Below are 25414 nucleotides of genomic sequence, written 5' to 3'. Positions count from 1 at the left end.
TGAATCAGGTTTCAGGATCAAAGCGCAGCGAAGCGGAATTAATGCAATAACGTAATCCGGTCGGCGGCGGACCGTCGGGGAACACGTGCCCGAGGTGCGCGTCGCACACGGCGCACAGGATTTCGGTGCGCAGCATACCATGCGAACGGTCGACCTTCTCGATCACATGGGCCGGGTCCAGCGCCTCAAAATAGCTGGGCCAGCCGCAACCGGAATCGAACTTGGCGTCGGAACGGAACAGCGGCGTGCCGCAGCACACGCAGGTGTAGATGCCGGGCGCGTGGTGATCCCAGTATTCGCCCGTGAAAGCACGCTCGGTGGCCGCGTGGCGCGTCACCTCGAACTGCATCGGGTCCAGCTGGGCGCGCCATTCGGCCTCGCTCTTGTGTACTTTGTCGGTCATGATGATCCTCAGGAAGAACAGCTCACTTCAAGATGGCTTGCCCAATCGGGCGGCAAGGCGGCATAGTGTTCATGCTCAGGCTGTTCGTCGAACGGGCGCTGCAGAACTTTCAGTAAGCGTGCCACTTCCGTAAAGTCCTTATTTTGCGCCTTTTCAATCGCAAGCTGCGCAAGGTAGTTGCGCAAAACATACTTGGGATTGACGCTGTCCATGGCGGCGCGGCGTGCCGCATCCACACTGTTTTCCGCGCGCAGGCGGGCCCGGTATTGCGCGGCCCACGCATCGAACGCGGGACGGTCCAGGAACTGATCGCGCAGCGGCGCATCGGCGGCCGGATCGGCCAACCGCAATTTGCCCAGCGCGCGGAAGAATTGGGTGAAATCGACGCTGTTCGCTTGCATCAGCGTGAACATCGCGTCGAACAGCGCTTGATCGCCATCCTGGCTGGTGGCCAGGCCCAGCTTGGCGCGCAGCAGCGCTTCGATCTTTTCCGCGAACGCCGGCTGGTAGACGTCCAGCGCCGCCTGGGCCGACTCCACTTCCCCGATCAACGGCAGCAGCGCCTGCCCCAGCGCGTAGCAATTCCAGTGGCCGATCTGCGGTTGCATCGCATATGAATAGCGCCCTTGCTGGTCGCTGTGGTTGCAGATGTGTTGCGCATCGAAGGCTTCCATGAAACCGAACGGCCCGTAGTCCAGCGTCTGGCCGAGGATGGACATATTGTCCGTATTCATCACGCCGTGCATGAAGCCGACCGCCTGCCACTGGGCGATCAAGTGCGCCGTGCGGCGCGTCACTTCCTCCAGCAAGGCCTGATACGGATTGCTTGCGTCGCGCAATTGCGGATAAAAGCGGTCGATGACGTAATCGGCCAACTGTCGCAATTGTTCCGGCTTGTTCTGGTAGAACCAGTGCTCGAATGAACCGAATCGGACGAAGGTGGGCGCCATACGGACCACGACAGCGGCCGTTTCCGGTGTTTCGCGCATCACATACTGGTCCGAGCCGGTCACCGACAGGGCCCGCGAGGTGGGGATGCCGAGCGCGTCCATGGCTTCCGAACACAGAAACTCACGGATGGACGAGCGCAGCACGGCGCGGCCGTCGCCCATGCGGGAGTAGGGCGTCAGGCCGGCGCCTTTCCACTGCAGTTCCATCGGCCCGGCGCTGCTGTTCATTTCGCCCAGCAGGATCGCGCGGCCGTCGCCCAACTGGCCGGCCCACACGCCGAACTGGTGGCCCGAATACACGGCCGCCAGCGGCTGGGACTGCTCAGGCACCAGATTGCCCGTCAGCAGATCGACGTAATCGGCTTGCCCAAGGTGCGCGGGGTCGAGTCCGATCAACGCGGCGGCCGCATCGCTGACCCCCACCAGGTAAGGCGAGGGGAGCGGGGTGGGCATCAGCCGCGTGTAGAAGGCGGGAGGCAAGGACAGAAACGAATTGTCCAGCGGCAGTTTAGCGGCAGTAATGGTAATTCCAGTCGATGGTCATGGAGTGGTAAGCGGGCTGTCGGATTTTACCCTACGGCGCCGATTCTATTGAGGCGCAGCGCCAAAAGACACGGTGGTTACACTCGGTAACGTCCGGCGCGCCACAGAGCCGGTTGTTTATTGCAATGCAACATTGAAAAGCGTTGACGGCTTTCGCGCGGCCGTTTCAAACTTGAACGCAAGTCCAACCTCTGCAGGAGTGTCGATGTCCTATCCGCAAAGCCCCGTCATGGGGCAAATGATGAACCAACCGCTGCTGATTTCCAGTATTGTCGAATTCGCGGCGCGCCACAATGGCAACAGCGAGATCGTCTCCCGCCGGGTCGAGGGCGACATGCACCGCTACACCTTCCGCGAATGCCATCAACGCGCGCGCCGTCTCGCCAACGCGCTGCACGGCCTCGGTGTGAAGATGGGCGAGCGCGTCGCCACGCTGGCCTGGAACGGCTACCGCCACCTGGAAGCTTACTACGCCGTGTCGGGTTCGGGCGCCGTCTTGCATACCATTAATCCTCGTCTGCATCCGGAGCAGGTGGCCTACATCATCAACCATGCGGAAGACCAGCTGCTGTTCTTCGACCTGACCTTCCTGCCGGCCGTGGAAGCCGTCGCCGCGCACTGCAAGATGATCAAGGGCTATGTGCTGATGACGGACCGCGCCCACATGCCGGCCGACAGCAAGATCCCCGACCTGATGTGCTATGAAGATCTGATCAATTCTCACTCGGATGACTACACCTGGCCGCAGTTCGACGAGAATTCGGCCGCCACGCTGTGCTACACGTCGGGCACGACGGGCAACCCCAAGGGCGCGCTGTACTCGCACCGCTCGACCGTGCTGCACGCCTACGCGTCGGCCCTGCCGAGCGCGCTCAACGTCACCTCGCACGACACGATCTTGCCCGTGGTGCCCATGTTCCACGTCAACGCCTGGGGGCTGCCGTACTCGGTGCCGTTGACGGGCGCCCGCATGGTGTTCCCCGGCCCCGCGCTCGACGGCAAGTCGCTGTACGAGCTGTTCGAGAGCGAGGGCGTGACCATGTCGGCCGGCGTGCCCACGGTCTGGCTGGGGCTGATCAACCACGCCTTGCAGAACAAATTGAAGTTCTCGACCTTCCGCCGCACGGTGATCGGCGGCTCGGCCTGTCCGCCGGCCATGATGAACACGCTGATCGACGAATTCGGCGTGGAGGTGGTGCACGCCTGGGGCATGACGGAGATGTCGCCGCTGGGCACGGCCTGCGTGCTGTCGAGCAAACACAGGGATTTGCCCAAGGAGGAGCAGCGCAAGATCCTGCAGAAGCAGGGCCATGCCATCTTCGGCGTCGACATGAAGATCGTGGACGACGATGGCAAGGAATTGCCGTGGGATGGCGTCGGTTACGGCCATTTGCTGGTCAAGGGGCCATGGATCATCAGCAGCTACTTCAAGGGCGAGGGCGGCGACGTGCTGCAGGACGGCTGGTTCCCGACCGGCGACGTGGCCACCATCGACCCCGACGGTTACATGCAGATCACCGACCGCAGCAAGGACGTGATCAAGTCCGGCGGCGAATGGATAGGCACGATCGACCTGGAAAACATCGCGATGGCGCATCCGGCTGTGATGCAGGCGGCCTGCATCGGCATCTACCATCCGAAATGGGATGAGCGGCCGCTGCTGATCGTGGTGCGCCGGCCGGGCCAGGACGTGAGCCGCGAGGAGTTGCTGGCGTTTTATGAAGGCAAGATCGCCAAGTGGTGGACGCCCGACGACGTGGTGTTCGCCGACGCCTTGCCGCTGGGCGCCACCGGCAAGGTGCAGAAGAACAAGCTGCGCGACCACTACAGGGACTACAAGCTGCCCACCGCGTGAGCCTGGCGCCCCGGCCGCCTCGCCGGGGCGGCTTGATCAAAACGGTCGCACGCCGATCAGCCACCCGTGCAGCAGGAAGGCGAACACGGCCCAGCCGGCCAGGCCGGCGACCACCGTCGTCACGGTGGCGCCGGTGGTGCCGGCCGGATACACCGTGCCTTCGGCCACGTCGCGGCGGCGCGCGGCCCGGAAGCAGAGGATGGCCCACACCAGGAAGCTGCCGAACAACACCACGTCATGCAGTTTGCCGTTGGCCAGCAGGTGGGCCAGCGCCCACACTTTCACCCCCAGCAGCATCGGATGGTGGACGCGGGCCTTGATGCCGTCGCGCGGAACGTCCTTGGCCGTCAACAGGATGAAGGCCAGCGCCGTCAGCAAGCCGGCAACGTGGCGCATGGCCACCGGCGGCGTCCACAGCACCACGGGCCGCTGGCGCGCCAGGCCGAATCCCCAGATGATCAGGATGAGCCCGGCCAGCGACAGCAGGCTGTACAGTCCTTTCCATGTCGCCTCGCCCAGTTGCGCGCGCCTGGCCGTACGCCAGTCGTCGGCCACGATGCGCACGGAGTGCACGCCCAGAAACAGCACCAATCCCAGTATCAGAATGACCATCGTTATCCCTTGTCTTGTCGCTAGTGTCGTTCATGTTGTGACGCCGCCGGAGGGCAGCCCCATCGCCATTTTGGCAACGTTGATTATACGTTCAGTCCGTCCCTGGCCTACAATGCAGCGCGCGGGGCACGTCCGCGTGAAAAAAATAATACGATCGTTCTTTTTCTGCGGTATAGTTAGATTTTCGCAGCAAGCCCGTTACCAACACAACAAGGAAGAGACATGACCGCCGAATATCAAGTCAACGGTTCCGTTGCCGTCATCACCCTGAACAATCCACCCGTGAATGGCTTGGGGCTGTCCACGCGCACGGCCGCCGTGGCCGGCATCAAGCAGGCGCTGGCGGACGACGCCGTCAAGGCCATCATCATCACGGGCGCCGGCAAAGCGTTTTCGGGCGGCGCCGACATCAAGGAGTTCAATTCGCCCAAGGCGCTGGCGGAGCCGAGCCTGCACACGCTGATCGCGACGGTCGAAAATTCCACCAAGCCGGTGGTCGCGGCCATCCACAGCGTCGCCATGGGCGGCGGGCTGGAACTGGCGCTCGGTTGCCACTACCGCGTCGCCTTGCCCGGTGCGCAGATCGCCTTGCCGGAAGTGAAGCTGGGCCTGCTGCCCGGCGCCGGCGGCACGCAGCGCCTGCCGCGCGTGCTGGGCCTGGAGATGGCGCTCAACATGATCGTTTCGGGCACGCCCGTGCTGTCGGAGAAGCTGGCCAAAACGGCGCTGTTCGATGAACTGCTGCCCGCCGATTCGGACTTGCTGGCCGGCGCCATCGCCTTCGCCAACAAGGTGGCCGACGTGCGTCCGCTGCCGAAGGTGCGCGACCGCAAGGTCGATTATCCCAACCACGAAGCCTTCCTGCAGTTCTCGCGCAACACGGTCAAGGCCATGTCCGGCCCGTTCCCGGCGCCGCTCGAATGCGTGGAAACCGTGGCCGCCACCGTCACCAAGAAGTTCGAGGATGGCCTGAAGTTCGAGCGCGACCGCTTCCTGCATCTGATCCAGACCACGGAATCGAAGGCCCTGCGCCACGCCTTCATCGGCGAACGCCAGTGCAGCAAGGTGCCCGACGTGCCGGCCGATACGCCGGTGCGCGCCATCAAGTCGGCGGCCGTGATCGGCGCCGGCACCATGGGTGGCGGCATCGCGATGAACTTCCTGAACGCCGGCATCCCCGTCAAGCTGCTGGAGACCAAGCAGGAAGCGCTGGACAAGGGCATGGCCACGATCCGCAAGAACTACGAGAACACGATGAAGAAGGGCAAGCTGACGCAGGAGAAGTTCGACCAGCGCATGGCCCTGCTGAGCGGCACGCTGTCGTATGACGACATCGGCCAGGCCGACATCGTGGTCGAGGCCGTGTTCGAGGACTTGGGCGTCAAGGAAACCGTGTTCCGCAAGCTCGATGAGGTGATGAAGCAGGGCGCCATCCTGGCCAGCAACACCTCCACGCTGGACGTGAACAAGATCGCCGCCTTCACCCAGCGTCCGCAGGACGTGATCGGCCTGCACTTCTTCAGCCCGGCCAACGTGATGAAGCTGCTGGAAATCGTGCGCGGCGCCAAGACCGGCAAGGACGTGCTGGCCACCGCGCTGGCGCTGTCCAAGAAGCTCAAGAAGACCGGCGTGGTGTCGGGCGTATGCGACGGCTTCATCGGCAACCGCATGATCGAGCAGTACAGCCGCCAGGCCGGCTTCCTGCTGGAGGAAGGCTGCCTGCCCGAGCAGGTCGACAAGGCGGTCGAGAAATTCGGCTTCGCCATGGGCCCGTTCCGCATGGGCGACCTGGCCGGCAACGACATCGGCTGGTACATCCGCAAGCGCCGCTACGTCGAGTCGCCCGAGATCAGCTATTCGAAGACGGCCGACCTGCTGTGCGAAATGGGCCGCTTCGGCCAGAAGACGGGCGCCGGCTGGTACGACTACAAGGCGGGCGACCGCAAGGCCTACCCATCGGACGTGGTCAACGCCATGATCGTCAAGCATTCGGCCGACATCGGCGTCGAACGCCGCAAGATCAGCGACCAGGAGATCGTCGAACGCCTGGTGTTCGCGATGGTCAATGAAGCGGCCCTGATCCTGGAGGAGGGCATCGCCATGCGCGCCTCCGACATCGACATGGTCTACCTGACCGGCTACGGCTTCCCGCTGTTCCGTGGCGGCCCCATGTTCTACGCCGACACGGTGGGCTTGCCCAATGTGCTGGCCGCGATCGAGAAATACGGCCGTGGCCACCACGGCGAGGCGTGGAAACCGGCGCCGCTGCTGCTGCGCCTGGCTGCGGAAGGCAAGACCTTCAACGGCTAAGCGTCAGTACCGGTCCACCCGCCGGGGTGGCTCCGCCCGATGGCGGGACCGTTGCTGGTCCCGCCCCGCCGTCCGCCCCCATACGGCCCGTTTCGCGCTATCCGCGCCGCCACGGCGCGGCTGCCATTGTCCGCGCCACCTTGGCGCGGCTTCCTTTTCGCTAGTGTTGCCGGGTTTGGACAACGGTAGCGGAATCAGCGGCGTCCGCCCGCGACCCATTGTCCCACCTTGAAAATCATGTAAGACTGGCCACAGATTCATTGCTCCAACCCAACCGGAGAGAACCTCCGCATGAGAGTCTGGCACCATGGCCGAAGCCGCTAATCCCCGCAACGACATCAACCGTCTCAGCCTGCGTGCCCGGCTGCTGATCTGCTTTTCCGCACTCGTGGTGCCGGCCGTGCTGGCCGCATTGGCTTCGCTGCTGGTCCACGAGCGCCTCGTGTCCACCATGGGCGCCTATCTGGACCAGGATGCCCGTATCGTCGAGCTGGCCTTGCGCAGCAGCGCCGCGCTGGCCGGCGCTGGCGCCGCGCCGGCCGCCCAGCAAGCCGCGCGGGAGGAAGTACGCAACAATATGCGCAGCGCGGCGGCGCTGGCGCCCGATGCGCTCAGGCAGGAGGCGCTCGACATTGGCGTGCTCAGTTACGACAGTCCGCCCGACAAGCTGGCCGCGCGGCTGGCCACGCTGACCCAGCACGCCACCGACGCCAGCGCCGGCACCGAGGCGCGCTTGCGCCAGTGGCGCGCGCTGTCGCGCATGGTGCTGCTGCTGGCCCCGGCGCTGGCGCTCGCGCTGGGCATGGCGCTGGCCTACGCCATCGCGCGCGGCATGTACCGCACGCTCAGCGACTGCATCGCGTTCGCGCGTGACATCGCCGATGGCAAGATGCCCTCGCGCCTGGTCCCGGACAGCAAGAACGAATTCGATGTGCTCGTGGTCGCCGTCAACGATCTGATGCTCGACGCGCGCCACAATGCACAACTGCGGCACGAGCACGAATCGCGGATCGCGGTGCTGGAGCGGGCCGCCGTGCTGCACGCGGCCTGCAGCACCGCGCTGGCCGCCGGCACCGACGAGGCGGCGATGCTGGCCGCCTTCTGCGACGGACTGGTGGAGGCGGGCGGCTACCGGTCGGCGTGGATAGGCCAAGCCCGCCACGACGCCGATCACAGCATCGAACTGGCCGCGCACGCCGGCATCGACCGTGCATTCTTCGAGGGGCTCCACCTCAGCTGGGGCCAGGACTTGCGCCGCCACGCCGCGTGCGGTGGCGCCATCCTGCTGAAAAAGCCGCAGGTGGTGCGCGACATGGCCGATGCGCCCCCGTTCGCGACGTGGCGCGGCGCGCTGCTGATGCGCAATCTGGTCAGTTGCATCGCCGTCCCCCTGTTGGCCGGCGGCGAGGTGCTGGGCGTGCTGGCCGTGTACGCCAGCGATGCCGGTCCCTGCAACGACGACGAGGTGGCGCTGCTGCAGGAACTGAGTCACACGCTGGCGGCCGGCATGGAGCGCTACCGCGCCCTGGCCGCGCGCCAGCGCGCCGAGCAGCTGCTGGAGCGGGGCGCCAACTACGATGCGCTGACGGGGCTGCCGAACCGGGCCACGCTGGAGGATCAACTGGCGCGGATGGCGGCCGCCGCCGACGCGGGCGGCAAACGGCTGGCGACCCTGTTCGTGGATCTGGACCGCTTCAAGGAAGTGAACGACAACCTCGGCCACAAGGTCGGCGACACCGTGCTGGTGGCGGTGGCGCGCCGGCTGGAGACGCTGGCGGGCGAAGGCAATCTGGTGGCCCGGCCCGGTAACGACGAATTCGTCATCGTGCTCCAGAACCTGGACGCGGGCGCCGATGCCGCCGTGGCGGCGGGCGCCGTGGTGGCCGGACTGGCGGAGGCCTTGCCGGGCGTGCCGGCGCAGCTGCGGGCGCTGGCCTCCGTCGGCATCAGCGTGTACCCGGACGACGGCGCCGACGTGGCTAGTCTGCTGCGGCTGGCCGACCTGGCCATGCAGGAGGCCAAGAGCACGGGCGGCAACACCTTCCGTTTCTACGCGCCCGCCATGAACGCGCGCATGGCCGACCGCTTCGCGATGGAGGCCGACCTGCGCCAGGCGCTGGAGAAGGGCGAGCTGCTGATGCACTACCAGCCGCAGGCGAGCCTGGTCAACGGCGTCATCACGGGCGCGGAGGCGCTGCTGCGCTGGCGCCATCCGACGCGCGGCATGGTGGCGCCCAACGAATTCATCCGCCTGGCCGAGGAAACCGGGCTGGTGCTGCCGCTGGGCGAATGGGCGATCGGCCACGTGTGCGCGCAACTGGCGCGCTGGCGCAAGGCCGGGCTGAATGTGCCGACCGTGGCCATCAACCTGTCGGCCCAGCAATTCCACCAGCCGGGGCTGGTCGAGGTGGTGCGCAAGGCGCTCGACGCGAACGGCCTGACGGCGCGCATGCTGGAGCTGGAGTTGACGGAAAGCGCCGTCATGCACGACGTGCAGGCCGCCGCCGCCATCCTCAAGCAACTGGAGCAGATGGGCGTGGGCGTGACGCTCGATGATTTCGGCACCGGCTATTCGTCGCTGTCCTATCTCAAGCGCTTCCCGTTGAGCCATCTGAAGATCGACCGCTCCTTCGTCCGCGACGTCACCACCTCGCCCGACGACGCGGCCATCTGCAACGCCGTCATCAGTCTGGCCCACAGCATGCACATCTCCGTGATCGCGGAAGGGGTGGACACGGAGGGGCAGATGCACTATCTGCGGCGGCGCCTGTGCGACCAGATGCAGGGCAACCATTTCAGCAAGGCCCTGTCGGGCGAGGCCTTCGCCCAGCTGCTGACGGATGGCAAGCGCCTGCTGCTGCCGGCCGACCGGACCCAGCGCACGCTGCTGATCCTCGACGACGAGCCCAACATCGTGCGCGCGCTGGCGCGCGCCCTGCGTCCCGAAGGCTACAAGCTGTTGCTGGCCACGTCGGCGGCCGAGGCCTTGCAGCTGCTGGCCGTCAACGAGGTGCAGGTGGTGCTGTCCGACCAGCGCATGCCGGAAATGAGCGGCACCGAGTTCCTAGCCAAGGTCAAGGACCTGTACCCGGAGACGATACGGCTGATCCTGTCGGGCTACGCCGACCTCGAATCGGTGATCGACGCCATCAACCGCGGCGCCATCTACCGCTTCTTCACCAAGCCGTGGGAAGACGAGCCGCTGCGCCGCTGCATCGCCGAGGCCTTCCGCCAGCAGCAGATGGAGCACGGCACCGATGCCGTGGCCAGCACCTGAAGCAGCGCCAATGAGCGCCAATTAAAAAGCCGCCATCGCTGGCGGCTTCGGGGATCACTTCAACGCCACTCAGTCGGCGGCGTAGATGTCGTTGTCGCGCGTCTCCTTGACGAACAGCGCGCCGATCACCACGGTGGCCAGGGCGATCACGATCGGATACCACAGGCCGTAGTAGATGTCGCCCTTGAACGCCACCAGCGCGAAGGCGGTGGTCGGCAGCAGGCCGCCAAACCAGCCGTTGCCGATGTGGTAGGGCAGCGACATGGACGTGTAGCGTATGCGGGTCGGGAACATCTCGACCAGCATGGCCGCGATCGGGCCGTACACCATCGTCACATACAAGACCAGGATGAACAGGATCAGCACCATCATCGGACGGTTGATCTGGTCTTCATCGGCCTTGGCCGGATAGCCGGCGGCCTTCACGGCGGCGGCCGTGTCCTTCTTCAGCGCGGCTTCGGCCTTCTTGCTGTCGGCGTCGAAGTTCAGGCCGTCGGCCGTCATCACGGCGTTGAACGACGGGATTTCCTTGTCGCCGATCCTGATCACGGCCAGGGAACCGGCCGGCGCGTCGACCTTGGAGTAGGCGACCGAGCTGTTCGACAGCAGGCCGGTGGCGATGTCGCACGAGGACGGGAATTTCTTCTGCCCCGTCAGGTTGAACTGGAAGTGGCAGGAGGCGGGATCGGCCACCACCGTCACGGGCGAGTTCTTCAGCGCCGTCTCCAGCGCAGGGTTGCCGTAGTGGGTGAGCGCGCCGAACAGGGGCATGTAGGTGGCGGCGGCCAGCAGGCAGCCGCCGAGGATGATGTATTTGCGGCCGACCCTGTCGGCCAGGCTGCCGAAGAAGATGAAGAACGGGGTGGCCAGCGCCAGCGCCACGGCGATCATCAGCGTGGCGTTGACGATGTCGATCTTCAGCGTCTGCTGCATGAAGAACAGCGCGTAGAACTGGCCCGTGTACCACACCACGGCCTGGCCCATGGTCAGGCCGAGCAGGGCCAGCACCACGATCTTCAGGTTGCGCCACTGGCCGAACGCTTCGCTCAGCGGGGCTTTGGAGGTCTTGCCCTCGGCCTTCATCTTGGCGAAGGCGGGCGATTCATTCATCGACAGGCGGATCCAGACGGAGATGCCCAGCAGCAGCACCGACACCAGGAAGGGCACGCGCCAACCCCAGGCGTTGAAGGCTTCCTCGCCGATCGCCTTGCGCGTGCCCAGGATCACCAGCAGCGACAGGAAGAAGCCCAGCGTGGCGGTGGTCTGTATCCACGAGGTGAACATGCCGCGCTTGCCGTGCGGCGCGTGCTCGGCCACGTAGGTGGCGGCGCCGCCGTATTCGCCGCCCAGCGCCAGCCCTTGCAGGATGCGCAGCGTGACGAGGATGATGGGCGCGGCGATGCCGATCGCCGCGTGCCCGGGTAGCAGACCGACGATGAAGGTGGAGCCGCCCATGATCAGGATGGTGATCAGGAACGTGTACTTGCGGCCTATCATGTCGCCGAGGCGGCCGAACACGAGCGCGCCGAACGGCCGGACGATGAAGCCGGCCGCGAAGGCCAGCAGGGCGAAGATGAAGGTGGTGGTCGGGTCGCCGATGAAGAATTGCTTGGCGATGATGGAAGCGAGCGAGCCGTACAGGTAGAAGTCGTACCATTCGAAAATGGTGCCCAGCGAGGATGCGAAGATGACTTTGCGCTCCTCCGGGGTGATCGCGCCGGCCTTGGGGGGCGGATTGCGCAGATCGGCACTGGTGCCGGATGAAACTGCCATGATTTGTCTCCTGGTTTTATTGTGGTGTGAAACAGCTGACCAAATACAACATTGTCAGCTTGTTCCGAGTCTGAGCGCTTAACCTTACGTCAAACTTGCACCAAACTTACACCAATCTGACGCGAATGTCATAAAAACGGCCTACCGGAAAACCGCAAAATGGCGCGCGACTCAGAGCGGACAATTCAGCATCCACTGCACGCCGAACTGGTCCGTCAACTTGCCGAAGTAGTCGCCCCAGGGCTGGATGGCGAGCGGCGTCGTGACGTTGCCGTTCCTCGCCAGGCGCGCGAAGAGCCGGTCCGTTTGCTCCCGGTCGTCCATCTGCAGGATGTGCGCGGAACCGCGCATCGGTTCCGCGTCATCGTTATCGGACGCGAAGAACAGCACGCCCGGCCCCTCGAATTTCGCATGCATGATGCGGCCGCGCATCGCTTCGTTATGGACCGGCATGCCATCGATGCCATAGCGCAGGATATCGGTCACGCGGCCCAGCCCGCATTCGGTGTAGAAGTTCAGCGCCGCTTCGCACGTGGTGGTGAAAAACAGGTAGTTGGAGAGCTCCATGGGGCTGCTCCTGGCATAAGGGTGGGGGTTGCGGTGGATCGTGCTGGCGCGACGGCTGGCGTGCGAGCCGGGCGCATGGCTGGTTGACATTACATGGCGCCGATAATGTTGTCAATTTATATATGCGTTGCGCGCCTGAAAAATTTGCGAACGGTCGTACTAAAATATGCTATTCTTACTCTCATCGCTGCAATCACCGCGGCCGCCATGGGGTGCGCGCGCGGATCAAAACCATTACCCATCAGGAGACTCACATGATAGATGCCGTCATCGTATCGACCGCCCGTACCGCCCTGGCCAAATCGTGGAAAGGCGCGTTCAACATGACGCACGGCGCCACCCTCGGTGGCCACGCGCTGCAGGCGGCCATCGCCCGCGCCAATATCGAAGCGGGCGAAGTGGAGGACGTGCTGGTGGGCTGCGCCAATCCTGAAGGCGCCACCGGCGGCAACATCGCGCGCCAGATCGCCATCCGCGCCGGCTGCCCGGTGACGACGGGCGGCATGACCGTCAACCGGTTCTGCTCGTCGGGCCTGCAGACCATCGCCCTGGCGGCCCAGCGCATCATCGCCGGCGAGGGCGACATCTACGCCGCCGGCGGCGTCGAGTCGATTTCCTGCGTGCAGCAGGAGATGAACCTGCATATGTACAAGGAAGTCTGGCTGTCCGAGCACAAGCCGGCAATCTACTGGCCCATGCTGCAGACGGCCGAAACCGTGGCCAAGCGCTACAACATCAGCCGCGAGCGCCAGGACGAATACGGCGTCCAGAGCCAGCAGCGCGCCGCTGCGGCCCAGGCCGCCGGCCTGTTCAACGCCGAGATCGTGCCCATGACCACCGTGATGGGCGTGGCCGACAAGGCCAGCGGTATGCTGCTGAGCCGCGAAGTGACGATCTCGGCCGACGAGGGCATCCGCGCCGACACCACCTATGAAGCCGTGTCCAAGATCCGCAGCGCTGTGCCCGGCGGCGTGATCAGCGCCGGCAATGCCAGTCAGTTCTCGGACGGCGCCTCGATGGCCGTCGTGATGAACGCCAAGACGGCCGCCGCCAAGGGCTTGCAGCCGCTCGGCATCTTCCGTGGATTCGCCGTGGCCGGTTGCGAGCCGGACGAGATGGGCATCGGCCCCGTGTTTGCCATCCCCAAGCTGCTCAAGCAGGCCGGCCTGTCGGTGGCCGACATCGGCCTGTGGGAACTGAATGAGGCGTTCGCCGTGCAGGTGCTGTACTGCGCAGACAAGCTGGGCATCCCCATGGACCGCCTGAATGTGAACGGCGGCGCCATCGCCGTGGGCCATCCTTATGGCGTGTCGGGCGCGCGCCTGACCGGCCACGCGCTGATCGAAGGCAAACGCCGCGGCGTCAAATACGTGGTCGTGACCATGTGCATCGGCGGCGGCCAGGGTGCCGCCGGCCTGTTCGAAGTGGTCTGACCCGCGTGCCACGGGCGTCCTGCGGGGCGCCCGTTTCGTATCCGGTCTGGCCACCGGCTTCAACCTATCCGCTCACCGATAAAGGACTGCGCCATGCAATCCACGATTTTGTCGCGCCGCGATATCGAGTTCATGCTGTACGAATGGCTCGATGCGCAGGCGCTGGGCCAACGCGCCCGTTTCCAGGACCATAACCGCGAAACCTTCGACGCGGCCATCGACACGGCCGAACAGATCGCGACCGAGTTGTTCGCGCCGCACAACAAGAAAAGCGACCAGCAGGAGCCGCACGCCATCCCCGGCGACGGTTGCTTGCGGGTGCAGATCATCCCCGAGGTCAAGACCGCGCTCGACGCGTTCTCCGCCGCCGGCCTGATGGCGGCCGGCCAGGACTTCGAGCGCGACGGCATGCAGTTGCCGACCGTGGTGGAGAAGGTGTTGTCGGCCTATTTCACGGGCGCCAATGTCAGTACGGCCGCGTATATCTTCCTGACCATCAGCAACGCCAACACCCTGCTCAAGCACGGCACGCCGTCGCAGGTCCGCCGTTTCGTCGAGCCCATGTTCGCCGGCAAGTTCTTCGGCACCATGTGCCTGTCCGAGCCGCAAGCCGGTTCCAGCCTGTCCGACATCACCACGCGGGCCGAACCGGACCCGGTGGCCGGCGACGATGGCGAGCGCCAGTTCCGTCTGCGCGGCAACAAGATGTGGATTTCGGCCGGCGAGCACGATCTGGCCGGCAACATCGTCCACCTCGTGCTGGCCAAGATCCCCGGTGCCGATGGCAAGCTGGTGCCCGGCGTCAAAGGCATCTCCCTGTTCGTCGTCCCCAAATTCCTCGTCAACGACGACGGCAGCCTGGGCGAGCGCAACGACGTGGTGCTGGCCGGCCTCAACCACAAGATGGGCAACCGGGGCACCAGCAACTGCCTGCTCAATTTTGGCGAAGGCAAGTTCCAGCCGCAATGCAAGGGCGGCGCCATCGGCTATCTGGTGGGCCAGCCGGGCCAGGGCTTGGCGTGCATGTTCCACATGATGAACGAGGCGCGCATCGCCGTCGGTCTGGGCGCGGCCGTGCTCGGCTACACCGGCTACCTGCACGCGCTCGACTACGCGCGCAACCGGCCGCAGGGCCGCCATCCGGCGCAAAAAGACCCGTCCCAGCCGCAGTTGCCCATCATCGAGCATACCGACGTGCGGCGCATGCTGCTGGCCCAGAAAGCTTATGTGGAAGGCGGCCTCGGCCTCGTGCTGTACAGCGCGCGGCTGGTGGACGAGCAGCGCACGGCCGAGACGCCAGAGGCGCGCGAGCACGCGGGCCGGCTGCTGGACTTCCTCACCCCGATCACCAAGAGCTGGCCGTCGCAATGGTGCGTGGAGGCGAACAGCCTGGCCATCCAGGTGCACGGCGGGTACGGCTACACGCGCGAATACAACGTCGAACAGTTCTACCGCGACAACCGCCTGAACGCGATCCACGAAGGGACGCACGGCATCCACGGCCTGGACTTGCTGGGTCGCAAGGTGACATTGCAGGATGGCGCGCTGTTCAAGTCGTTCGGGGGCGAGCTGCGCAAGACCGTGCGCAAGGTGCGCGGCAGCGTCGCCGTGCCGCGCGAGGACAGCGCCAACCTCACGGTGGCGCAGGCCGGCCAACTGATGGCGGATCTGACGGCCCACGCCGCCGCGCTTGAGGCCGCGTGGCAGCGGGTGGAACAAGTGACCCAGACCCTGTATGCTGCGGGCGACATGAACAAGACGCTGGCCAACGCCAGCGTCTACCTGGAAGCGGTCGGCCATGTGGTCGTGGCGTGGATCTGGCTGGAGCAAGCCATGCTCGCGGCCAGCCAGCTGCCCGAAGCCGTCGCCGGCGATGCCGATTTCTACCGGGGCAAGCTGCAAGCGTGCCGCTACTTCTTCCACTGGGAACTGCCCAAGGTGGAAGCCCAGCTTGCCTTGCTTGCAAGTCTAGACACCACCACGCTTGATATGCAAGACGGGTGGTTCTAACTCATTCGATATGAAAAACATATCATGAACTACGAAATCTGACACCGCATTAACCAACACCAATAGGAAGACAGACACATGCGTACAACTCAAGAATTGTTCTCGCTGGCCGGCAAGACGGCCCTGGTCACGGGCGGCTCGCGCGGTTTGGGCCTGCAAATGGCGCTGGCGCTGGGCGAGCAGGGCGCGAAGGTGGTGATTTCCTCGCGCAAGCAGGCTGACCTCGACGAAGCGCTGGCCTTCCTGGCCCAGCACGGCGTGAGCGCGCACGCGATCCCGGCCGACCTGTCGCAGGACGCGGCGGCCGAGGCGCTGGTGACGGCCGCGCTGGCCCAGCTCGGTCATATCGACATCCTGGTCAACAACGCCGGCGCCACCTGGGGCGCGCCGGCCGAAGACCACCCGGTCGAGGCGTGGGACAAGGTGATGAACCTCAACATCCGCAGCATCTTCCTGGTGTCGCAACTGGTCGGCAAGCGTTCCATGATCCCGCGCAAGTATGGCCGTATCATCAACATCGCCTCGATCGCCGGCCTGAGCGGCAATCCGCCCGGCACCATGCAGACCATCGCCTACAACACCTCGAAGGCGGCCGTGATCAACTTCACGCGCACGCTGGCGGGCGAGTGGGGCGTGCACGGCATCACCGTCAACGCGATCGCGCCGGGTTTCTTCCCGTCCAAGATGACCAAGGGCATCCTCGACCACCTGGGCGCGGACAAGCTGTCCCGGGGCGCGCCGCTGCAGCGCATCGGCGACGACGAGGATTTGAAGGGCACGACCGTCCTGTTCGCGTCCGACGCGGGCAAGCACATCACCGGCCAGACGCTGGCGGTGGACGGTGGCGTGTCGGCGGTCTGAATGATGACGAACACGCAATACCAACGGCTGGTGCTGGCCTCCCGTCCGCGCGGTGAAGTCCAGGAGTCGGACTTCCGCATGGAAACGGTGGCCGTGCCGGCACTGCTTGACGGCGAGGTGCTGGTGCGCAACCACTACCTGTCGCTGGACCCGTACATGCGCGGACGTATGAGCGCGGCCAAGAGCTACGCCGCCTCGCAGGCGCTCGATGAGACCATGATAGGCGGCACCGCCGGCCAGGTGGTGGCGTCGCGCCATCCGCGCTTCGTGGCCGGCGATTTCGTGGCCGGCATGCTGGGCTGGGCCGAGATGGGCGTGGCGGACGGCGGCCAGTTGCGCAAGGTCGATACCACCGCGATTCCATTGTCCGCCTACCTTGGCGCGGTCGGCATGCCCGGCATGACCGCATGGTATGGCATGCACCAGATCCTGCAAGCCAAGGCCGGCGAAACCGTCTATGTGTCGGCCGCCAGCGGCGCCGTCGGCAGCGCGGTGGGCCAACTGGCCAAGCTGCGCGGCTGCCGCGCCGTCGGCGTGGCCGGCGGCAAGGAGAAGTGCGATTACGTGGTGCAGGAACTGGGCTTCGACGCCTGCGTGGACTACAAGGCCGGCAACCTGGAGGCCGACCTGGCCGCCGCCGCGCCCAACGGCATCGACGCCATCTTCGAGAACGTGGGCGGCGCCGTGTTCGACGCGGCCCTGGCGCGCACCAACGCCTTCGCCCGCGTGGCCCTGTGCGGCCTGATCGCCGGTTACAACGGCCAGGAGCTGCCGATCCGCAACGCGCGCCTGCTGCTGCTCAACCGCATCACGCTGTGCGGCTTCATCGTCACCGAGCACATGGAATTCTGGCCGCAAGGCCTGGCGGAACTGGGGCAACTGGTGGCCCAGGGCAAACTGAAGTACCGGGAAACGGTGGCGCAAGGCCTGGCCAGCGCACCGCAAGCATTCAAGGGCCTGCTGCAAGGCCACAATTTCGGCAAACAACTGGTGAAATTAATCTGATGAAGAACTTCCAAGGAAAAGTAGCGGTGATCACGGGCGGCGCCAGCGGACTGGGTCGCGAATTCGCCAATGTGGCGGCCCGGCTGGGCATGAAGCTGGTGCTGGCCGACGTGCAGCGCGACGCGCTCGACCGCGCGCGCGACGAACTGGTGGCCCAGGGCGCGCAGGTGGTGGCCCAGGTGTGCGACGTGCGCAAGGGCGAGCAGGTGCAGGCGCTGGCCGACGCGGCCATTGCGGCCTACGGCACGGTCAACCTGCTGTTCAACAACGCGGGCGTGGGCTCCGGCGGCCTGATCTGGGAGAACACCGAGGCGGACTGGGAGTGGGTGCTGGGCGTGAACGTGTGGGGCGTGATCCATGGCGTGCGCATCTTCACCAAGCTGATGCTCGACGCGGCCGCCCGCGATCCGGCGTTCGAGGGCCATATCGTCAACACGGCGTCGATGGCGGGCCTGCTCAACGCGCCGGCCATGGGCGTCTACAACGTGTCCAAGCACGCGGTGGTGTCGCTGTCCGAAACCCTGTACCAGGACTTGCAACTGGTGCAGGCGCCGATCGGCGCATCCGTGCTGTGCCCGTACTTCGTGCCGACCGGCATCAGCCAGTCGCACCGCAACCGCCCGGCCGACGTGCGCATGACGCAGGGGCCGACGGCCAGCCAGCTGGTGTCGCAGGCCATGACGGACAAGGCCGTCACGTCCGGCAAGGTGTCGGCGGTCGAGGTGGCCGAGGTGACGTTCAAGGCCATCGCGGCCGGCCAGTTCTACATCTATTCGCATCCGGCCGCGCTGGCGGGCGTGCGCGAGCGTATGGAGGATGTGCTGGAGACGCGCAATCCTGGCGATCCGTACAAGGCCACGCCGCAGGTGCGTGACCTGCTGCGCGCGAAAATGGCTGCAGGTGCTGGCTCGCACTAAAGCAGCATGCGACAATCGTGGCTGGTTCAACTATGATATGCAACATGAATAACGACACTGGCCACGTTATCCGCCTCGGCGACTGGGACGCGCTGGGCACCGACGCCAAGACGATCCGCTTTGAAGTCTTCGTGGCGGAACAGAACGTGCCCGCCGAGATCGAGCTCGACGACATGGACGCCGTCTGCCTGCACGCGGTCGCTTACGATGGGGCCGGCACGCCGATCGGCACCGGCCGTCTGCTGCCGGACGGTCATATCGGCCGCATGGCGGTGCGCAAGAGTGCACGCGGCAGCGGCGTCGGCGGCGCCTTGCTGCAGGCGCTGATGGCGCAGTCCCGCGCGCGCGGCGACCGGCGCGTCGTCCTGAGCGCCCAGACCCACGCGGCGCCGTTTTATCAACGCCACGGCTTCACCATCGCCGGCGACGAGTTTTACGAAGCGGGCATCGCCCACATCGACATGCAGTTGACCTTTGCCTGACCTTTCCGAAGGGAGCGCATCATGACGCACATTGCGGACGACTACGATTCGGACATCGACCTCGTGTTCGAACGGACGGTGGAGCTTACCCCCGCGCAGATCTGGGCGGCCTGGACCCAGCCAACCCACGTGGTGCACTGGTTCACGCCGGCGCCATGGAAGACGCTGTCGTGCGACATCGACCTGCGGCCCGGCGGTGTCTTCCGCACGGTGATGTGCTCACCCGAAGGGCACGAGCACCCCCATGTGGGCTGCTTCCTGGAGATTGTGGAAAACCGGCGCCTGGTGTGGACCGACGCGCTCGGGCCCGGTTACGGGCCGTCGGCCAACCCGTTCATCACCGCCTACATCACGCTGGAACCGGACGGTGGCGGCACCCGCTACCATGCCCGCGCCCGCCACAAGAACAGCGAAGAGATGCTGCGCCACGTCGACATGGGCTTCGAGCGCGGCTGGGGGCTGGCGCTGGACCAGATGGTGGCCTACATGAAGTCGCTGTGACGGCGTCTACTGGATCAGCATCTCGTGCAGCACGGCCGGCGCGTCGGCATACAGCTTGACGACGGTGGACGTGCGCGTGCCATAGCTCGGCGATTCGATGCGCACGGCCGACAGCACCCGTTCCAGATCGAGCGGCACGCCCGTCTCGGGCAGGCGCATGTCCGGGGCCGGCGTCGTATCGGCCAGCATTTCAAAGAACGCTTCGTCGGGCGCGCCCAGGCACAGCAGGCTGGCGAACTGCGCTTTCGTTTTCAGCACCTTGGGCCACGGCGCGTCCAGCAGCGCGTTCGACAGGCCGTAGATGCCCGGCGCCAGCGGCTGGCCGTTGCGCGGGTCGTCCTGGCCCTTGTTCGAGAACCAGATCAGGGTGTCGCGGTCGCCCAGCACCAGATTGAAACCGTTGTAGGCGTGGCAATCGCCGCGGATGGCGTCCACATACGCTTGCGGCGACATGCTGCCGGCCAGGTAATCGGACACCAGATGGCCGCGCGACGGCGCATCGTCGCGGTGCTCGGCCGGGCAGCGGATGTTGGTGATGGCGGCGAAACGCGGCGCCTGACCCGGCTCGCAGGACTGGGCGATGCCCATCCAACTGCCGCCGGCCTTCAGGTCGCGGCCGGCGTAGACTTGCGGATGTTCGGGCCACGCGCCGGCCGGCGCCGAGGCCCGCGCATAGAATTCATCGCGGTTGGCGGCCGCGATCAGCGGCACGGCCGGCACCACCTTCCAGGCGAAGACGATCAGGCACATGGAACCATCTCCATAAATACTTCGACGTGGCGGGCGCCGGCGATCAGCGCCGACATGCCCGCCTGTTCCACGGCCGCTTCCAGGGCGGCGCCAAACCCTTCGCCCGTGGACGGATAGACCTCCATCCACGTCTGCATGCCTTGCTGTGTTTCCGGCCGGCGCTTGATCTGGCCGGTCACGCCGTGCTGCCGGCCCAGCGCCGCCTGCATGGCGGCGACCCGGGGCAGCAGGGCCGGCGCGTCCGCTTCCCGCACCTGGTAGTAAATGTACAAATCGCGCATAGGGGAATCTTAGAGGTCGAGCGCGTCCAGAGCGTAGGGCATGGGCAGGAATTGCAGCGCGATCCCTTCGGCCGAGCCGACCCGCACCGAGGCCCGCTCGATGGCGTCCAGCTTCATCTCCACCAGCGCGTCCACGCCGCCCAGGCCGTTGGGGGCGGCGTTGACGATCATGCCGCACGGTTGCTCGGGATCGGCCGTGGCGAACACCTCCATACCGGCGGCGGCCTGCATGTCGGGGATGGCGACCAGCGTGGTGCGGCGTTTGAGTTTGCCCAGGTACTGGCTGCGGGCCACGATTTCCTGGCCCGGATAGCAACCCTTCTTGAAGTTGACGCCACCGAGCAATTCAAAATTGATCATCTGCGGCACGAATTGCTCCTGGGTGGCGGCCGTCACCAGCGGCACGCCGGCGTGGATGGACGACAGCTGCCAGGCGTCGTTGCCGCCCACGGCCAGCCTGGCCGACAGCACGGGCCACACGGCGGCGGCCGTCTCGGCGCTGGTCAGCCATTGATAGCGCGGCTCGCCGAACGCGTCGCCCACGCGGATCAGGGTGCCCATGGCGTTGTCAAGCTTGCCATACGGTTGCGCCGGCAGGGCGTCGAACCAGGTGGACAGCACGGCGTCGGCCTGCTTGCCGCCCACGCCCAGCACCACGGCGTTGGCCGGCAGTTCGGTCGCGTCGCTCAGCTTGGTCTTGGCCCGCAGCACGAACATCTGCAGCCGCTTTTGCAGGGCCGGTTGCATGGCGCGCGGCAATTGCAGGAAGATGGTGTCGGCATTGCGCCAGACCAGGAAGCTGGCCAGCAGGCGGCCCTTGGGCGTGCAATAGCCGGCCAGACGGGCCGTGTCCGCACCCAGGTGTTCCACGTCGTTGGTCAACTGGTTATGCAGGAAAGAGGCGGAATCTTCGCCGTTCAGGGCGATCAAACCGAGGTCCGTCAGCGGCGCGGCGAAGCCGTCCGCCAGCTCGCCGGCCGTGAGGGTGCGGCCGAAATCTCGGAATTGTTGCGGGGCCTGTTCCGTGGCGCGCGCTCCTTGCTGGGTTAAGAGTTGATTCCAGGTATTCATAATTTCCAGAAGTTTGACGATGAAAGCATTATCATTACGGGCTCATTATAGTGATCCCGCGAATTTCGCGCCGGAGGTGGCGCAATTTCGGCCTGCCATGAGGCTGGCAAGCCGGGCGATTCTGGTCCACTATGCAGATATAACCTAAGACTTGTACATGATGTCCCTCATTAAAAAAATCATTAGCCTCGGTTTTATTGCCGCGCTCGCGGGCGGCGGCTATTTCGCGTGGTGGGCCCAGAACCCCATCACGCCCGATGACGCGGCGCCGGTCGAATTCACCATCGCGCCCGGCAGCGGCGCCCACGCGGCCGGCCTGCAGATGGTCGACGCCGGCGTGCCGATGGAACCATTGCTGTTCAATTTGCTGGCGCGCGCCACCTCGTCGAGCGCGCGGCTGAAGGCGGGCCCGTATGAACTGAAACCGGGCACCACGCCGCTGCGTCTGATGGAACAGCTGGTCAAGGGCGAATTCGCGCAGGAGGCGCTGACCATCATCGAAGGCTGGACCTTCCGCCAGATGCGTCAGGCCATGGCCGCCAGCAAAGGCTTGAAGCACGACACGGCCGACCTGTCCGACCAGGCGCTGATGGCCCAGATCGACGCCGACTTCAAGCGGCCCGAAGGCTTGTTCTTCCCCGACACCTATCTGTTCCCCAGGGGCTCCAGCGATATGCTGGTGTTCAAGCAGGCCCACACGGCCATGCTGGCGCGTCTGGGCGACGCGTGGAGCAAGCGCGATCCCGCCTTGCCGTACAAGACGCCGTATGAGGCGCTGACCATGGCGTCCATCGTGGAGAAGGAGACGGGGCAGAAATCCGAGCGCAACATGATCGCAGCCGTGTTCGTCAACCGCCTCAAGCTGGGCATGCTGCTGCAGACCGACCCCACCGTGATCTATGGCATGGGCGACAAGTACGACGGCAAGATCCGCAAGAAGGACCTGGAGACCGACACCCCCTACAACACCTATCTGCGCGCCGGCCTGCCGCCCACGCCGATCGCCCTGCCCGGTGTGCAGTCGCTGACGGCGGCGCTGGCGCCGGCCAAGAGCCCGGCCCTGTATTTCGTTTCGCGCGGCAACGGCACCAGCCAGTTTTCGGACAACCTGACCGACCACAACCGTGCGGTCAACCAATATCAACGATAGGCAGTAGCGCTACATGACTCAACAACGCGGCAAATTCATCAGTTTCGAAGGCATCGACGGCGCCGGCAAATCCACCCACATCGGTTTCACGGGCGACTACCTGCGCGGGCGGGGCCTGGAGCTGGTCAGCACGCGCGAACCGGGCGGCACGCCGCTGGGCGAGCAGCTGCGCGAACTGGTGCTGCATGAGAAGATGCATCTGGAAACCGAAGCCCTGCTGATGTTCGCCAGCCGCCGCGAACACATCGCGCAGGTGATCGCGCCGGCCCTGGCGCGCGGCGCCTGGGTCATCTCCGACCGCTTCACGGACGCCAGCTTCGCCTACCAGGGCGGCGGCCGCGGCCTCGCGCGCGACAAGCTCGACGCGCTCGAACAATGGGTGCACCCGCATCTGCAGCCGGACCTGACGCTGCTGTTCGACGTGCCGCTGGAGGTGGCGCGCGCCCGGCTCGACGCCACCCGCGCGCTCGACAAGTTCGAACAGGAGAAGGCCGACTTCTTCAGCGCCGCGCGCAATGAATACCTGCGCCGGGCCGCCCAGTTCCCCGAACGCTTCCGCGTGATCGACTCGACCCAGACCATCGCCGACATCCAGGTGCAACTGGCGACCCTGCTCGATGCACTGTTGTAACTTTAAAAGCATTGCATAAGCAGTTGTTTTAAAACAAAATACCACCAATGAGTTCATCCATCTATCCATGGCAGGAAGACGCCTGGCGCCAGCTTCAGCTGCTGCGCGCGCGCCTGCCGCACGCGATCCTGTTCCACGGCGCGGCCGGCATCGGCAAGTCCGACTTCATCGAGCGCTTCGCCCAGGGCTTGCTGTGCGAGGCCGTGCTGCCGGACGGCCACGCCTGCGGCCAGTGCGTGTCCTGCGGCTGGTTCTCGCAGCAAAACCACCCCGACTACCGCCGCGTGCGTCCCGAGGCGCTGGAGGATGAACCGGCGGCCGAAGGCGAGGAGGGCGGCGACGCCGAGGCCAAGAAGGGCAGCAAGTCGTCCAAGGCGCCGTCCAGGGAAATCAAGATCGAGCAGATCCGCAATCTGGCCGACTTCATGAACATCTCCACCCACCGCCAGGGCCTGCGGGTGGTGGTGCTGTACCCGGCCGAGGCGCTCAACATGCCGGCCTCGAACGCATTGCTGAAAACGTTGGAGGAACCGCCGCCGGGCACCGTGTTCCTGCTGGCTTCGAACAGCCTGGACCGGCTGCTGCCGACCATCCTGTCGCGCTGCCGCAAGTTCGCGCTGCCGATGCCGTCCCACGCGCAGGCGCTGGCCTGGCTGCAGGCGCAGGGCGTGGACGACGCCGACAGCTGGCTGCGCGAGCAGGGCGGCTCGCCGCTGGCCGCGCTGGCCCAGGCCGAGACGGGCAACCGCGACGACATGGACACCCTGTTGCAGTTGCTGGCACGCCCCAGCGTGGAAGGTGCGCTGAAAACGGCCGAGAAATTGCAGAAAGTTGCGCTGTCGGCCCAGGTTTCTTGGATGCAGCGCTGGCTTTATGACATGTTTTCCTACAAACTGGCGGGGAATATCCGTTACTATCCGCGCTACCGCAAGGAGCTGGCGGGCCTGGCCGACAAGATCCACGTCAGCCGACTGCTGGCCGCGTTGAAGGCGGCCAACGAGCGCAAGGCGACGGCCGACCACCCGCTGTCGCCCAAGCTGTTCATCGAAGATATGCTGCTCGATTACGCAGCATGCTGTGCCTGAAAGGAAACGCATGAGCGCTAACCCTGTCGACCCGAGCGCCGCGCAAGTCGCACGGCCCACGGTATTGTCGCTCGCGATCAAGGAAAAGGCGGCCTTGTACGCCGCCTACATGCCGTTCCTGAAAAATGGCGGCATGTTCGTGCCGACCCAGAAGCCGTACAAGCTCGGCGACGAGATCTACCTGATCCTGGCCCTGATGGACGACCCCAACAAGTACCCGATCGCCGGCAAGGTGGCCTGGATCACGCCGCCTGGCGCCCACAACAACAAGGCGCAGGGCATCGGCGTGCATTTCCCCGATGACGAGAGCGGCCACCGGGCCCGCCTGCGCATCGAGGAAATCCTCGGCGCCGCCCTGCGTTCGTCGCGCGCCACCCACACGCTTTAACCGATACGCTTTCATTCTCCGCCGTCTTCATGTCCGCTTTCCGTCACCGCCTGGCCACGCTGGCCGACCTGCCCACCATCGTGGCCATCTACAACAGCACCGTCGCCTCGCGCGAAGTGACGGCCGACACCGAGCCCGTCTCGGTCGAATCGCGCCTGCACTGGTTCAATGAGCATGCGCCGGAGCGGCGGCCGTTGTGGGTGATCGAAGCGGCCGGCGACGACAGCGCCAGTCCGGCCGTGCTCGGCTGGATCTCGTATTCGAACTTCTACGGCCGTCCCGCGTATGCCGGCACGGCGGAAGTGTCGATCTACATCGACGCGGCGTGGCGCGGCAAGGGCGTGGGTCGCTACTGCCTGGAACAGGCGATCGCCTACGCGCCGCGGATCAAGGTGCATACGCTGCTCGGTTTCATCTTCGGTCACAACGCGCCCAGCCTGGGCTTGTTCCGCAAATACGGCTTCGACACCTGGGCCAACCTGCCGCGCGTGGCCAATCTGGACGGCGTCGAGCGCGATCTGATCATCCTCGGCAAGCGGGTGGACTGAGCGCGCTGGTC

General features: G+C 65.5%; 23 protein-coding genes. 15 read left to right on the top strand and 8 right to left on the bottom strand.

Annotated features, from left to right (window positions below; all coding sequences use genetic code 11):
- Window positions 1–4: 4 nt before the first annotated feature.
- A complete protein-coding gene (msrB, locus tag AC1RQG_RS18295) occupies window positions 5–403 on the bottom strand; it encodes a peptide-methionine (R)-S-oxide reductase MsrB (protein ID WP_493133421.1) in 399 nt (132 codons plus the stop codon).
- 8 nt (window positions 404–411) lie between these two features.
- Entirely contained in the window at window positions 412–1806 is a 1395-nt protein-coding gene (locus tag AC1RQG_RS18290) for a protein adenylyltransferase SelO (protein WP_493133420.1), read from the bottom strand.
- Between the two features lie 295 nt (window positions 1807–2101).
- Here AC1RQG_RS18290 and AC1RQG_RS18285 point away from each other — a divergent pair, with 295 nt between their 5' ends.
- Window positions 2102–3751, top strand: coding sequence for a 3-(methylthio)propionyl-CoA ligase (locus AC1RQG_RS18285; RefSeq protein WP_493133419.1), 1650 nt, complete (start codon window positions 2102–2104; stop codon window positions 3749–3751).
- Between the two features lie 36 nt (window positions 3752–3787).
- On the opposite strand, the gene AC1RQG_RS18280 is transcribed toward AC1RQG_RS18285, so the two are convergent.
- Window positions 3788–4363, bottom strand: a complete 576-nt coding sequence (locus AC1RQG_RS18280) for an NnrU family protein (RefSeq protein ID WP_493133418.1) — start codon at window positions 4361–4363, stop codon at window positions 3788–3790.
- A gap of 222 nt (window positions 4364–4585) precedes the next feature.
- Here AC1RQG_RS18280 and AC1RQG_RS18275 point away from each other — a divergent pair, with 222 nt between their 5' ends.
- Window positions 4586–6673, top strand: coding sequence for a 3-hydroxyacyl-CoA dehydrogenase NAD-binding domain-containing protein (locus tag AC1RQG_RS18275; protein ID WP_493133417.1), 2088 nt, complete (start codon window positions 4586–4588; stop codon window positions 6671–6673).
- A gap of 307 nt (window positions 6674–6980) precedes the next feature.
- Entirely contained in the window at window positions 6981–9950 is a 2970-nt protein-coding gene (locus tag AC1RQG_RS18270; protein ID WP_493133416.1) for an EAL domain-containing protein, read from the top strand.
- Between the two features lie 69 nt (window positions 9951–10019).
- Here AC1RQG_RS18270 and AC1RQG_RS18265 read toward each other — a convergent pair whose 3' ends face one another.
- Both AC1RQG_RS18265 and AC1RQG_RS18260 read right to left on the bottom strand, forming a co-directional pair.
- The gene (locus tag AC1RQG_RS18265) at window positions 10020–11723 is read right to left on the bottom strand and encodes an MFS transporter (RefSeq protein ID WP_493133415.1); all 1704 of its coding nucleotides are present in this window, start codon (window positions 11721–11723) and stop codon (window positions 10020–10022) included.
- Window positions 11724–11894: 171 nt separating this feature from the next.
- Entirely contained in the window at window positions 11895–12290 is a 396-nt protein-coding gene (locus AC1RQG_RS18260; protein ID WP_493133414.1) for a VOC family protein, read from the bottom strand.
- 254 nt (window positions 12291–12544) lie between these two features.
- Between AC1RQG_RS18260 and AC1RQG_RS18255 the strand changes: the two genes are divergently transcribed.
- The 7 genes from AC1RQG_RS18255 to AC1RQG_RS18225 all read left to right on the top strand — a co-directional run bounded on the left by AC1RQG_RS18255 (window position 12545) and on the right by AC1RQG_RS18225 (window position 19499).
- Window positions 12545–13723: an acetyl-CoA C-acyltransferase gene (locus tag AC1RQG_RS18255; RefSeq protein ID WP_493133413.1), complete on the top strand. Its 1179-nt coding sequence runs from the start codon at window positions 12545–12547 to the stop codon at window positions 13721–13723.
- 93 nt (window positions 13724–13816) lie between these two features.
- Window positions 13817–15733, top strand: a complete 1917-nt coding sequence (locus AC1RQG_RS18250; RefSeq protein ID WP_493133412.1) for an acyl-CoA dehydrogenase — start codon at window positions 13817–13819, stop codon at window positions 15731–15733.
- A gap of 78 nt (window positions 15734–15811) precedes the next feature.
- Window positions 15812–16594: an SDR family oxidoreductase gene (locus tag AC1RQG_RS18245; protein WP_493133411.1), complete on the top strand. Its 783-nt coding sequence runs from the start codon at window positions 15812–15814 to the stop codon at window positions 16592–16594.
- Between the two features lie 3 nt (window positions 16595–16597).
- The gene (locus AC1RQG_RS18240; protein ID WP_493133466.1) at window positions 16598–17599 is read left to right on the top strand and encodes an NADP-dependent oxidoreductase; all 1002 of its coding nucleotides are present in this window, start codon (window positions 16598–16600) and stop codon (window positions 17597–17599) included.
- Window positions 17599–18516, top strand: a complete 918-nt coding sequence (locus AC1RQG_RS18235; protein WP_493133410.1) for an SDR family oxidoreductase — start codon at window positions 17599–17601, stop codon at window positions 18514–18516. Before AC1RQG_RS18240 ends, AC1RQG_RS18235 begins: the two co-directional genes overlap by 1 nt.
- A 44-nt stretch (window positions 18517–18560) precedes the next feature.
- A complete protein-coding gene (locus tag AC1RQG_RS18230; protein ID WP_493133409.1) occupies window positions 18561–18998 on the top strand; it encodes a GNAT family N-acetyltransferase in 438 nt (145 codons plus the stop codon).
- A gap of 21 nt (window positions 18999–19019) precedes the next feature.
- Window positions 19020–19499 carry an SRPBCC family protein gene (locus AC1RQG_RS18225; protein ID WP_493133408.1) on the top strand — a complete coding sequence of 160 codons (480 nt, stop codon included), beginning with the start codon at window positions 19020–19022 and terminating at the stop codon, window positions 19497–19499.
- 6 nt (window positions 19500–19505) lie between these two features.
- Here AC1RQG_RS18225 and AC1RQG_RS18220 read toward each other — a convergent pair whose 3' ends face one another.
- From AC1RQG_RS18220 to ygfZ, 3 genes are read right to left on the bottom strand one after another with little or no spacing between them, the layout of a single operon-like run.
- Window positions 19506–20249, bottom strand: a complete 744-nt coding sequence (locus AC1RQG_RS18220; protein ID WP_493133407.1) for an NRDE family protein — start codon at window positions 20247–20249, stop codon at window positions 19506–19508.
- Window positions 20240–20530 carry a DUF4936 family protein gene (locus AC1RQG_RS18215; protein ID WP_493133406.1) on the bottom strand — a complete coding sequence of 97 codons (291 nt, stop codon included), beginning with the start codon at window positions 20528–20530 and terminating at the stop codon, window positions 20240–20242. The genes AC1RQG_RS18220 and AC1RQG_RS18215 overlap by 10 nt, the downstream gene beginning before the upstream one ends.
- 9 nt (window positions 20531–20539) lie before the next feature.
- A complete protein-coding gene (ygfZ, locus tag AC1RQG_RS18210; RefSeq protein ID WP_493133405.1) occupies window positions 20540–21601 on the bottom strand; it encodes a CAF17-like 4Fe-4S cluster assembly/insertion protein YgfZ in 1062 nt (353 codons plus the stop codon).
- A 160-nt stretch (window positions 21602–21761) separates the two neighbouring features.
- Here ygfZ and mltG point away from each other — a divergent pair, with 160 nt between their 5' ends.
- The 5 genes from mltG to AC1RQG_RS18185 are packed head-to-tail and all read left to right on the top strand — an operon-like array spanning window position 21762 to window position 25403.
- Complete coding sequence (gene mltG, locus AC1RQG_RS18205) at window positions 21762–22751, top strand: endolytic transglycosylase MltG (protein WP_493133465.1); 990 nt, start codon at window positions 21762–21764, stop codon at window positions 22749–22751.
- 13 nt (window positions 22752–22764) lie between these two features.
- Entirely contained in the window at window positions 22765–23382 is a 618-nt protein-coding gene (tmk, locus tag AC1RQG_RS18200) for a dTMP kinase (RefSeq protein WP_493133404.1), read from the top strand.
- A 47-nt stretch (window positions 23383–23429) separates the two neighbouring features.
- Window positions 23430–24467 (top strand): DNA polymerase III subunit delta', encoded by a 1038-nt coding sequence (locus AC1RQG_RS18195; RefSeq protein WP_493133403.1) that lies wholly within the window; start codon window positions 23430–23432, stop codon window positions 24465–24467.
- A 10-nt stretch (window positions 24468–24477) separates the two neighbouring features.
- Window positions 24478–24855, top strand: a complete 378-nt coding sequence (locus AC1RQG_RS18190; protein WP_493133402.1) for a PilZ domain-containing protein — start codon at window positions 24478–24480, stop codon at window positions 24853–24855.
- Window positions 24856–24884: 29 nt separating this feature from the next.
- Complete coding sequence (locus AC1RQG_RS18185; protein ID WP_493133401.1) at window positions 24885–25403, top strand: GNAT family N-acetyltransferase; 519 nt, start codon at window positions 24885–24887, stop codon at window positions 25401–25403.
- Window positions 25404–25414: the final 11 nt, after the last annotated feature.

The organism is Rugamonas sp. GW822-FHT03B10 (assembly GCF_058801745.1).
Note: the sequence above shows the minus strand (reverse complement) of the source record. Positions and strands in the feature narration are given on the sequence as shown.